Source organism: Chamaesiphon sp. OTE_20_metabat_361 (genome assembly GCF_031364565.1).
Genome location: NZ_JANLWO010000397.1, coordinates 1 through 11,847, shown reverse-complemented (window position 1 = coordinate 11,847; position 11,847 = coordinate 1). Strand labels below are relative to the sequence as shown.

Sequence of the window (11,847 nt, the reverse complement as noted above, 5' to 3'; positions counted from 1 at the left end):
TCAACGGGTAACTGCAAGCTGCGATCGGACATCTTTATCGGCTGGGAAATAGGAGCTATTTAATATTAACCCAAGTTACTGTAGCAATCCTATGTGATTTGGGGAGATGGGAGATGGGAGATGGGAGATGGGGGGACTGGGAGATGGGAGATGGGGGGACTGGGAGACGGGGGGATGAGGGGATGGGGGAGTGGGGGAGTGGGGGAGTAGGGAAGATGGTTGCTTGATTTCCATTACTGCGGCATGGAAATGTCTGAATAACTTGCAACTAAAATCTTAGGCGGAGTGAATGCCGCACCACGCTAGCCCACAGATCAAACCATACGAAGAGAGTTTGAGAGGCGGCGTTCCGCCTGTCTTGTCTCGCTAAACCCTCGGGGAACCCGAGGAGCGCGAGCCGCTTTCAACGGGGGGTCTGGGGGAAGCCTCCCCCAGACCCGGGTTCTGCCTCCGCTAGAAAAATCGCAACTCACAAATATATATCGTTTGCCGCTGTGCTTATTACAATAGCTTCTCGATCGTTAACACAAGGTCGCAATAGTACAGAGATTCGATCGAATTCCGCCCAACCTTGATTTACGAATATACTAGAGAGTATCGAGACTTAGCTACCGCCACAATCTAGCCTCGCGCCACCGTCTGTGAAGTTAAACGCTATGACCACCTCTACTATTTCTACCGCCCAACTACAAGAGATCTTCCCATTTCCACTCGACGGGTTTCAACTTCAGGCGGTAGACGCACTCAACGCAGGAAAGTCAGTCGTAGTCTGCGCCCCGACAGGTTCGGGCAAAACATTGATCGGTGAATATGCCATTCATCGCGCCCTCCGACAGGGGCGCAGAGTATTCTACACCACCCCCCTCAAAGCCTTATCCAATCAAAAATATCGCGACTTCCGCGCCGAATTTGGCGAAGATAACGTCGGCTTGCTCACTGGCGATATCTCCATCAACCGCGATGCCCCCGTTGTCGTCATGACAACCGAAATTTTCCGCAATATGCTTTACGGTACCCGCATCGGCGAAGTCGGTACCTCAATGATCGGTGTCGAAGCCGTGGTACTCGACGAGTGCCACTACATGAATGACAAACAGCGCGGTACCGTCTGGGAAGAATCGATCATCTATTGCCCTCCCCACATTCAGCTCGTCGCCCTCTCCGCCACCGTCGCCAATAGCAAACAACTTACCGACTGGATTAACGCCGTTCACGGCAGTACCGAACTCATCTATTCCGATTTTCGTCCCGTCCCTTTGGAGTTTCACTTTGTAAACCCCAAAGGGATTCTGCCATTACTCGATCCCAATACTGCCAAACTCAACCCCAAACTTAAATCCCATCGCCCCACAGGCAGCCGTAAGAGTGAAGATGTCCCCAGTATCGGCTTTGTCGTCAGCAAGCTCGCCGAACGGGAAATGTTGCCCGCCATTTACTTTATCTTCAGTCGGCGCGGCTGCGACAAAGCCGTCGCCGAGGTATCGACACTACCACTAGTCAATCCCGCCGAAGCCGCTCAACTCAAGCTCCGCATCGATGAATTTCTCGACAAAAACCCCGAAGCCGCCCGCGCCGGACAAGTCGAACCACTCTACAAAGGCATCGCCGCTCACCATGCAGGCATCCTCCCCGCCTGGAAAGTCCTCGTTGAGGAATTATTCGGGCTAGGCTTAATCAAAGTCGTCTTCGCCACCGAAACCCTCGCCGCCGGGATTAATATGCCCGCCCGGACGACCGTCATCTCCAGCCTCTCCAAACGCACAGACCAAGGACATCGCCTCCTAACCGCCTCCGAATTCCTCCAAATGGCGGGACGTGCCGGACGACGTGGCAAGGACGTGGTGGGCTATGTCGTCGCCACTCAGACGAGATTTGAAGGTGCGAAGGAAGCAAGTGACTTTGCGACATCATCACCAGATCCCCTGGTAAGTCAATTTACGCCGACTTATGGGATGGTCTTAAACCTGCTCCAAACCCACACCCTAGAGGAAGCCAGAGAACTCGTCGAGCGCAGCTTCGGGCACTTTACCAAAACCCTCCACCTGTTACCCCAACAGCAAGGAATTGGCGACATCAAGCAAGAATTAGTGACGCTGCGAGAGAGCCTCAGCAAAATTGATGCCAACGTTCTCGCCGACTATGAAACCTGTCACTCCCAGCTCAAACTAGACCAAAATCAACTCAAAAATCTCCAGCTTTATACCGAGCAAGTTCAAGCGGGACAAGTCGGCAAGCAACTACCAACCGCCTTCCCCGGTACGATCCTCAGCCTCAAAGGCAAACACGTCCCAGTTGCCACCCCATTACCCGCCGTCTTAGTCACCAAAATAGCTGGCTCAGGCTACAAACCCGCTTTAGTCTGTTTGGGACAAGATAACAAATGGTACGTCGTCAATCATCAAGATGTCGTCGCCGTCCACAAACATTGGTCGGAATACGGCGGCAAACAGCGCGTCCCCCAAGTAGTATCCCTACTCCCCCCTGCGGATATGCCTCTCAAACCCGGACAAGTCCGCAAGGGGATGACCTTAACTGCCGAAATCGCCCAGAGCATCCCCGCAGTCGAACCGCCAGCCACCGCCGAATTGACAGCCCAAGTCAAAACCGTCGCCGAACTGAAAACCAAGCTCGAAAATCATCCCGTCTGGGAATGGGGCAACCCCGCCACTCTCCTCAAACGCTATCGCCGCCAAGCGGTATTAGAAGAATAGATTAAAGATCTTCAAAATACACTGCAATTGCAACTCGATCGACATTGGCAAGAATTTCTCAATCTGATTGAGGTATTGCGTCAAGTCAATGGCTTGCAAGGTGTCCTCCCCACCCGCATCGGTGAAGCCGCCGCCGCCATTCGTGGGGATAATGAGCTATGGATCGCTCTAGCTCTAATGTCTGGTTATCTAGACGGCTTAGATCCACACCATCTCGCCGCAGTCATCTGTGCCCTCGTATCAGAAACCCCCCGCTCTGACAGTTGGACGAATTACGATCCAGCCGATGAAGTAGTCATGACCCTCAGCGCCCTCCGTGGCTCCCGCCGCCAACTGTTCCAAATCCAGCGCCGCTATCAGGTAGCTCTCCCCGTCTGGATGGAGTACGAGCTAGTCGGCATCGTCGAAAACTGGGCGCTGGAAATATCTTGGACGGAACTATGTAGCAATACCAATCTCGACGAGGGCGATATCGTGCGGATGTTGCGCCGCACGGTGGATCTATTATCGCAGATCCCTTATGTACCCCATGCGAGCGATGCTTTGCAAGCCAATGCAAGACGGGCAATTCAATTAATCGACAGGTTCCCTATTAACGAATCGATCTCTTGATTTTATTTGGAAAAACAAAGTGTTATGACATTGAAAGCTTTCTCGATAAAAATATAGTCTGAGCTGTATTTAAAATTCACAGCCATAATATGACATAAATCGAATTAATAGAGGTATTAGTTATGCTAAATCCAATTCAACTACCTAGTGGTAAAATTATCGATCTGGATAAATGCCTAGCTATTATTCCAGCATCGCCATCTACAGATAGTGAAGTAGTTTTATCAGGAATAGAACATCATCTCCAGATTGACTCGATCGATCTGGAAACGCTACAAACAGCAATTCAACGCCAGACAGATGTTCAGCCTAGATACGCTTTTGAATTTCGGACAATCGCTCAAGATTCGCAACGACGCGGACAAATACCAGCGCGACTAGCATCTCTACGACAGAAACGAGCAGAATTATCTACTCAGCCGGATGTAGATAGAGCTTTTGAGGTATTTTCAAAAATAGTAGATGCCGAGCGGGTTGCTGGCCAGAAATTATATAGTTTAGAATGATTATTTTTATCGATTCTAATATATTGGGACAATTATGTAGCCCAAAATACACAGATGATTTAGCTGCATTAGAAAATTGGTTTGAGCGAAGCTTAATTCGATATACAGTTGTTAGCTCGATGGTTTGTGATTACGAAGTTCGGTGGGGTTTGCTACTAACTCAAAAACAAGGTCTAATTGCATCGGGACTACCATTATTAGACGATTTACATCAATTAATCGACTTTTTACCTGTAGATCGAACAGTTTGGAATTTAGCCGCTGAGATCTGTGCGGTAGCTAGAGCTAGCGGGCAACCTACGGCTGGAGATAGAAACCTCGATGCGGATATGATTATCTGTGCAACTTGGCAGGATTTAGCTACTCGTTATCCAGGTCAAGCAGTTGTTATCGCGACAACTAATATTCGACATTATTTGTCGCGATTTGCAAATGTGGCTAAGTGGGAAGATCTGTAGTTCTAGATGTGTGAATTGGGTTTCGATCGAATCAAACATATCTACTCGCACCAGATGTGAGTTACGATCGAATTAATTGACTCGTTTAGATTTACAATCTTATGCCCCAATCGTCAGAGATTGCTGTTGAATTTCGGGATGTTAGTTTCCAAATTAACGATCGCGAGATATTATCCCACTTAGATCTCACCATTTATCGCGGGGAAACGATCGTATTATTGGGGCGGAGTGGGAGCGGTAAAACTACTACGCTCAAATTAATCAATCATTTGCTCGTACCCACAACAGGATCGGTATTAGTAGACGATCGATCGACGGCTAATTGGGATACGATCGATCTGCGGCGGCGGATTGGCTATGCAATCCAGGATATCGGTTTATTTCCGCACTTTAATGTTGCTGAAAATGTCGGACTTGTGCCATCACTAGAAAAGTGGCACAAGCAGCGAATCGAGGCGCGAGTGTATGAAATGTTAAACTTAGTAGGGTTGGAGCCGAGAATCTTCGCTCAACGTTATCCTCATCAGCTCTCAGGTGGACAACGACAGCGAGTGGGTGTCGCGAGGGCTTTAGCTGCCGATCCGCCGCTATTATTAATGGATGAACCATTTGGTGCGCTCGATCCGATTACGCGACTAGAATTGCAACGCCAGTTTCAATATTTACAGCAACAATTAGGTAAAACAGTTGTCTTTGTTACCCACGATATTCAAGAAGCTTTTGTACTGGGAACGCGGATTGGTTTAATGTATGAAGGTAATTTAGTGGTATTGGGAACTAAGGCAGATTTACTTCGATCTCAACATTCAGAGGCTCAAGCTTTTATTACTTGTTTAACTGCATGGAACGATGAGAATGTTAAGCGGGACGGAGGCATGTAAATTATTTAAATAAGTAGGCTGATGCAAATACAGTAATCCTAGTTAATTTGCAATAATATTGTAGGGTGTGTTGTCGCGGAGCGTAACGCACCGAAGAATAAATATCATAAATTATCTACGATTGCTAGATCGATCGCATTAGAACATCCTGAAACCTAGATGGTGGGCAGTGCCCACCCTACGCATTTTTTATACTAGGTTATCTATCCACTATCCACTATTCACTATTCACTAGCAGGAGATTGTCTTGATTTCTAATGATGATATTTCCGAGATTATTTTGCGGAGTGGCGAGCATTTAGTTTTAGTGGCGATCGCGATGGTAGTAGCGATCGCGATCGGGATTCCATTGGGAGTTATAATTACGCGTTATCCCAGATTAGCTCAACCGATTCTCGGTGTTGCTAATGCACTGCAAACTATTCCTAGTTTAGCAATATTTGGTTTTCTAATTTCGGTACCATTTCTGGGTGGAATTGGCAAAAATCCGGCGATTGTGGCGCTGACTCTGTATGCGCTATTACCGCTAATTCGCAATACTTATATCGGGATTACTAACGTCGATCCGGCGGTTAGGGAAGCCGGGAAGGGGATGGGAATGACCGATTGGCAACTCTTGACACAAGTCGAGATTCCCCTAGCTTCTGGCGTGATTTTGGCAGGGATTAGAGTCGCAACGGCGATCTCTGTCGGCGTGGCGACAATTGCGGCGGCGATTGGCGGTGGTGGCTTGGGGGTATTTATTTTTCGGGGACTGGCGACGATCGACAATCGCTTGATTTTGACTGGGGCGATCCCGGCGGCGGCGATCGCATTAAGCGCAGATTTAACATTAGGATGGGTGGAAAATAGGCTCAGACAGCAACCAGTTCGACTGGGTAAGCTCGATCGTAAGTTTACAATTGGTGGTGGTATATTAGCCCTTCTAGTAGTCGGATTAATTACATTTAACTATTTTCAAGCAGTACCGACAATTACGATCGGCTCGAAGAATTTTACCGAACAAGTTATTCTCGGTGTATTGCTGGCTCAGCAAATCGAAACTCATACTAAAATCAAGGTCGATCGACAACTGAATCTAGGCGGTACTTTTATCTGTCATGAAGCAGTTAAAGCTGGGAAGATTGCGGGCTATGTAGAATATACCGGGACATCATTGACGGCGATCTTAAAGCAAGAGCCGATCAAAAATCCGCAAGTAGTTTTTGATAAGATCAAAGAGGCTTACGATCGCCAGTTCAGATTAGAAGTGATGTCGCCATTAGGCTTTGAGAATACCTTTGCCTTTATTGTGAGAAATGAAGATGCTAAGCGACTTGAGATGAAGACACTCTCGGAAGCAGCTAAATATACGCCACAACTTCGGGGTGGATTTGGCTATGAATTTCTCGAACGCAAAGATGGCTATCCAGCCGTTGCCAAGACTTATGGCTTAAAGTTTGCTAAAGTTCAACAGATGGAATTTGGGCTGATGTATCAAGCTCTTAAAGATAAAAAGGTAGATTTAATTGCGGCTAATTCTACCGATGGTTTAATCCCGGTGCTAGATTTAGTTATTTTAGAAGATGATAAAAAATATTTCCCACCTTATCAAGCAGTACCTGTTTTCAATCAAGCTACTTTAACTAAATATCCAGAATTACGCCCGGTTATCGATCGATTAGCTGGGTTAATTTCTACTAAAGATATTCAAGATATGAACTATCAAGTAGATAATAAATCGCTACCTGTCGATCGAGTCGTCAGAGCATGGCTGAAGTCTAAAAACTTAGCTTAAGGTTTGATAATTGGTATCCAGCCGCCATTGAGAATCCAGAACGCGCCGCTCGATACTATTATCTCGACGCAGCATATTTTGGCAAACGGCTCCAATTAATATTCAGTAACCCCAAAACTTATTGCCAGAGAAGCTTTCACCATGTTAGCTACTGGTTGGCGAACTCGATCGCGAGAATGCCGCGATCTTTTGTGGGGCTAAACTAGCGGAATATACGTCGATCTGGATGTAGATCCGAAAGTGCCATTGATGAGCCGCCCCGACTTTTTTTACTTGTCAAATGCCAAAAAAATTCAAAACTATCCCGATCTAGGATGTAATGAGCTGAATTATACAGTATCAGTAGGTCGGCACAGATATTTATGGGGACGGTTGGCAGTCGCACTTTGGTGTGAATACTGACTTCCAGCCATAGATATCGGTGAGTCATCCTCGGCGAGCGAGTTTTTCGCTTGTCGATGGGATGACAGCAGTATTGGAATATTTGGATAGCATTAGCGATCGCCGCCCAAACAAGTTCGCCAAAATAAGTTGAGCAAATGATTAAGTTACCATTGAAAGACGAAGATATTGAGGTGTCTTCAAAAATTTATAGCCATTTAGATAAACTTATTAATACAGTTTCTAACGAGCAGAAGTATACAATTTTGATAGTCGTCGATATCATTTTGTTTGCGCTCGCAATTACTGTGGCGATCGGCTTTGAGAGCGGACTCGATCTTTTACCCGCCCAAATATTGCATCACAGCAATTTTGTGGTGTTCAAGATCGCGATCGAGATTGGTGTATTTTGGGCTTTTAATATCTATCGACAAGTATTACGTCATACCAATGGTGACTTTCTCATTACCGTTGCTACGGCGGTATTAACCAGTTGTTTGCTAGTTGCGGCGATCGATCGGGTATTTCTGATGTCGGCAATTGCCGCGTCGGTACTATTGAGCGATGGGATGCTGGCGCTCATCCTGACGATCGGGTTCCGTCTGGGTGTGCGGCTGCTCCACGATCGCCTGGAACAGCTAAATGATGACTCACAACGCCAGCAGACAGGAGTAGTTATCTATGGCGCGGGCAGTGCGGGTTGCTTTTTCGCGCAAGCTCTAGCCAAAGAAAGTGGCAAGAAATTAATTTGTTTTGTCGATGACAATCCTGCACTGCAAGGTAAAACCGTTCAAGGTATCAAAGTTTACGCACCAGCAGAGTTGCTCAAGCTCAAAATTAGCGTCGGCTTCGACGAAATTCTCCTCGCCATGCCGTCAGTTGACACCCAACGCAGCCGCGAGCTATCCCAAAGACTGCAAATTCTTGGCGTCCCCGTCAAGACTGTCCCGAGCATCGCCGAAATATTGAGCGGCGAGCTGGCGGTGACTAAAGTTCCGGCGCTCGATATCGAAAATTTGCTCGGACGTCCAGCCATCGCCGCCCGTCCCGAACTCCTGCAACACGATATCACCGATCGAGTCGTCCTCGTCACTGGCGGCGGTGGATCGATCGGTTCGGAACTCTGTCGGCAAATTGCCAAGCAGCAGCCCAAAATGTTACTCGTGTATGAGTTACATGAGTTTGCGCTCTATCAGATGGACATGGAACTGAGCGAGCGGTATCCCCAGCTTCACAAAGTCGCTTGCTTGGGTTCGGTGACTGACGCTCAAACCCTCACCCGAGTGCTTCGCAAGTATAGCGTGCAGACGGTTTATCATGCTGCTGCTTACAAACACGTCCCGATCGTCGAAGCCAACCCGATTTCGGGGATGATTAATAATATTTGCGGGACGCTGACGGCGGCGCAATGCTCGATCGAGTGTGGAGTGTCAAAATTTGTGCTGATCTCCACTGACAAAGCCGTCCGTCCGACGAATATCATGGGCGCTACCAAGCGGGTTGCCGAACTCGTACTTCAAGGTTTAGCCGATTTACCCAATCACGATACCTGCTTCACGATGGTGCGGTTTGGCAATGTCTTGGGTAGTAGCGGTTCTGTCGTCCCCCGCTTCAGTGCGCAGATCGCTGCTGGCAAGCCGATTACTCTAACTCATGCCGATATTACCCGCTACTTCATGACGATCCCCGAAGCGGCGACTCTAGTCATCCAAGCCGGGGCAATGGCTAGAGGTGGGGAAGTATTCCTGTTGGATATGGGCGAACCCATCAAAATCTACGATTTGGCAGTTCAGATGATTCGCTTAGCTGGACTCGAACTCGATCGAGATGTCAAAATCGAGATTACTGGCTTGCGTCCGGGTGAGAAGATCTATGAGGAGCTACTGATCGATTGCGATGCCGCATTACCCACCGAACATGCGAAGATTTTCTGCGCTCGGGAGGCAAGATTAGCTTGGCAAGAGATCTCGCCACAACTGACGATCCTGCTGGCTGCCGCCGCCGATTGTAAAGTTAATGAATGTGTTTCGGTACTCCACGATTTAGTCCCAGAATATCAACCGATGGGACAATACGCCCGAGTTAAATCGGAAACATTGGCAGTATCGATGGCACTCTCGATCGGTGATAAGTTAAGAAAATCAGAAATCCATCAAGAAGGTAAAAAACAACTGTCTAATGGATCGATCCAATCTAATTCCCAAGATTGGGAGAAAGCAGCGTGAATTAATTGATAGTTGATAATTGATAATTGATAATTGGGCGTTGCTGATTTAAGGTATGATTTGTCCTCACCCCGTCCTCGCATGGGCTTCTGGCTCCCCTCTCCCAAGAAAACCAACATCTACAAAATCGATTTTGTGGATGTTGGTTTTTGCTCCTCTCAACCCAACCTATAGATAGCCTTAACGAGTAAGGATCTTAGCCAAAACCATCCATAGGGGTGAAGATTGAATCGCTACAATCACAAGTATCCAATAGGCTGATATGTGGTACTGTACAGTAATTATCCGCACTATTATAAAACCAATTATTAAAGCAACAGAGTACAAAGTCAGCGCCAAATTATAAATTTTCTTGGCCTCCGTTGTTGGCTGTAAGATCGGATAGCCAACTTTGGTGGGATCGGGTTCCCATAGACTCAATCCGACTAAAGCTATCCCCGCAATGATGCAAATTATTAAAGAATTGGTTCTACTTTCTTGAGTGATTTCGATGACTAGTGCGGCGATCGTTGCGATTAAACTCCCTTTTTTGTCGTAGATCCCATTCGTCAACATCCAATCTCTAAATAATCTCGTACTATAGCCAACTTCTTGAAAATGTCGAAGGTAACACAATAATCTACGACTAAAGAACATAATTGCAGTCGCAGAAATTATCGCTAGAGATAAAGCTGTTCGCATAAAGATCGAGAGAATTAATGGGAGTGCGATTTTGGTAATTAATCTTAGTGTTCCCTCAAACTATTGAGAAATAATACCGCCCAAATATCTTGTAGATACTTGGTATTTTCGATAGCATAAAAAAATTTGAGATCGTCAGGAACTGAAAATATCGGCACTAAAAACAACCTCGATCGAACTAATATTCGGTCGAGATCGCTTTTTATTAGCTAGACGTACTTCTAACATCGAGATCGTGGCGCGGCAACGATCTCGATCGTAATCTCGATCCAGCTTGCGAAACTACAACTATTAGAAGGTAAACGTCGTCCGCAATGCCCCAATTACCGCGCCAGTACTATTGGCATCTTGATTGGGTGCAGTTAGATAAATAATCCCCGGCGTGATACTGATACTGTCACTGACTTTGAACTGATAAAAACCTTCAATGTGCAGTCCTGCTTTTGTATCGGTAGTATTGACACCCGTGAGCGGATCGATCCCCGAAGATGTGACTCGCGGCTCTTGTCCGATGAGGAACCCAGCGAGATTACCTTTACCACCAAAATCTGGTGCCGCCGCAGTTACCGCCCAGTTCCAGATCTGCCGCTCGCCTCCAGGCGCTTGGTTTTGCGTGTAGCCAGCCCAACCGCCGAGAGCGAACTGGGGAGAGAGTTGGAACGAACCCTGCACGCCAAAATTATCGCTGGTACTATTAATACCGCCACTAAACGGGTTGGCGTTGTTACTGCCAGTACCAAAATCGGAATTATAGCTTTTGGTATAGGTCAAAGCGAGTTTGGAATTGTCCCCTGTCTTAAAAGCAACCTGAGCGAGCGCACCGTAGCCACCATTAAACAAACCAAAGCCTAACCCTGGATTGTTAGCTTGACGCGCTAGATACCCCAAGCTAACTTCGAGCGAGTCGTTCAATTTGTGACGCACCCCTACGCCAGCACCCTGAATGGTGTAGTAAATCGAGGGACGGTTGGCAAAAGCCGAAATCGCACCGCTGTTGCCATCGCCGTCAAAGTAGGGATTGATGGTATCGGTAAAGTCATCTGCTGCGCCAGCATTAGCAATAACTGTGACTAGAGTTTGAGGGCTGAGGGGAAATTGATATTTGAGCGCGTCGATACTGACCGTGGGACTAGCGGCAACGCCATCCGTCCAAGACAAGCCTCCTTCTGGAGTAGCTACCGCTGTAGTACCAGCCCTGGGACTTTGATTGGCTGAACCCATGCCGCCAGCTTGCAGACGAGCGGTGAGGGTACCGCCACCAATATCGCTCAATAATTCGAGTCGCGTCCGTTGGCCGAAAACGACATTGTTACTGTAATCGCCAGATATACCACCCGTTGCGCCAAATACTACCGACCCTTGCAGTTTGGTAGTGGTGGAAAATTGTTGCTTGTCGATCTGCTCGATCTTTTTGTCTGTTTCTGTTGCCCTGCTATCAATTTTGTTAATTTGCTCGCGCAATTCTTGATTCGATTTGCGTAATGCTTCAACTTCCTCACGGGTGATGCTCGGCTCGACTGGCGCGGGCGCAGGTGGGGGCGTTACTGGTGCTGCGGGTGGAGGAGGTGTTTGGGTCATCACATCAGTGGGTGATGTGGTGGGTGCGGTAGAAGTA

Annotated in this window: 7 protein-coding genes and 1 pseudogene; 6 read left to right on the top strand and 2 right to left on the bottom strand. The window is 47.5% G+C overall.

The window, feature by feature from the left end:
- Positions 1-656 precede the first annotated feature (656 nt).
- The 5 genes and pseudogenes from RMO35_RS11635 (at position 657) to RMO35_RS11610 (ending at position 6,945) form a co-directional block, all read left to right on the top strand.
- Positions 657-3,323, top strand: a pseudogene (locus tag RMO35_RS11635) (DEAD/DEAH box helicase).
- Between the two features lie 122 nt (positions 3,324-3,445).
- Positions 3,446-3,829: a hypothetical protein gene (locus RMO35_RS11625; protein WP_309741382.1), complete on the top strand. Its 384-nt coding sequence runs from the start codon at positions 3,446-3,448 to the stop codon at positions 3,827-3,829.
- Positions 3,830-3,978: 149 nt separating this feature from the next.
- A complete protein-coding gene (locus RMO35_RS11620) occupies positions 3,979-4,287 on the top strand; it encodes a nuclease (RefSeq protein WP_309741380.1) in 309 nt (102 codons plus the stop codon).
- 101 nt (positions 4,288-4,388) lie between these two features.
- The gene (locus RMO35_RS11615) at positions 4,389-5,168 is read left to right on the top strand and encodes an ATP-binding cassette domain-containing protein (RefSeq protein WP_309741379.1); all 780 of its coding nucleotides are present in this window, start codon (positions 4,389-4,391) and stop codon (positions 5,166-5,168) included.
- A gap of 247 nt (positions 5,169-5,415) precedes the next feature.
- Positions 5,416-6,945, top strand: coding sequence for a glycine betaine ABC transporter substrate-binding protein (locus tag RMO35_RS11610; protein WP_309741377.1), 1,530 nt, complete (start codon positions 5,416-5,418; stop codon positions 6,943-6,945).
- A 202-nt stretch (positions 6,946-7,147) separates the two neighbouring features.
- Here the strand turns inward: RMO35_RS11610 and RMO35_RS11605 are convergent, their stop codons facing one another.
- Positions 7,148-7,375, bottom strand: coding sequence for a hypothetical protein (locus tag RMO35_RS11605; RefSeq protein ID WP_309741374.1), 228 nt, complete (start codon positions 7,373-7,375; stop codon positions 7,148-7,150).
- A gap of 109 nt (positions 7,376-7,484) precedes the next feature.
- On the opposite strand from RMO35_RS11605, the gene RMO35_RS11600 reads away from it, so the two are divergent.
- Entirely contained in the window at positions 7,485-9,551 is a 2,067-nt protein-coding gene (locus tag RMO35_RS11600; protein ID WP_309741373.1) for a nucleoside-diphosphate sugar epimerase/dehydratase, read from the top strand.
- A 972-nt stretch (positions 9,552-10,523) separates the two neighbouring features.
- On the opposite strand, the gene RMO35_RS11595 is transcribed toward RMO35_RS11600, so the two are convergent.
- On the bottom strand, positions 10,524-11,847 hold a 1,324-nt coding region (locus RMO35_RS11595; RefSeq protein ID WP_309741372.1), incomplete at its 5' end, for an iron uptake porin.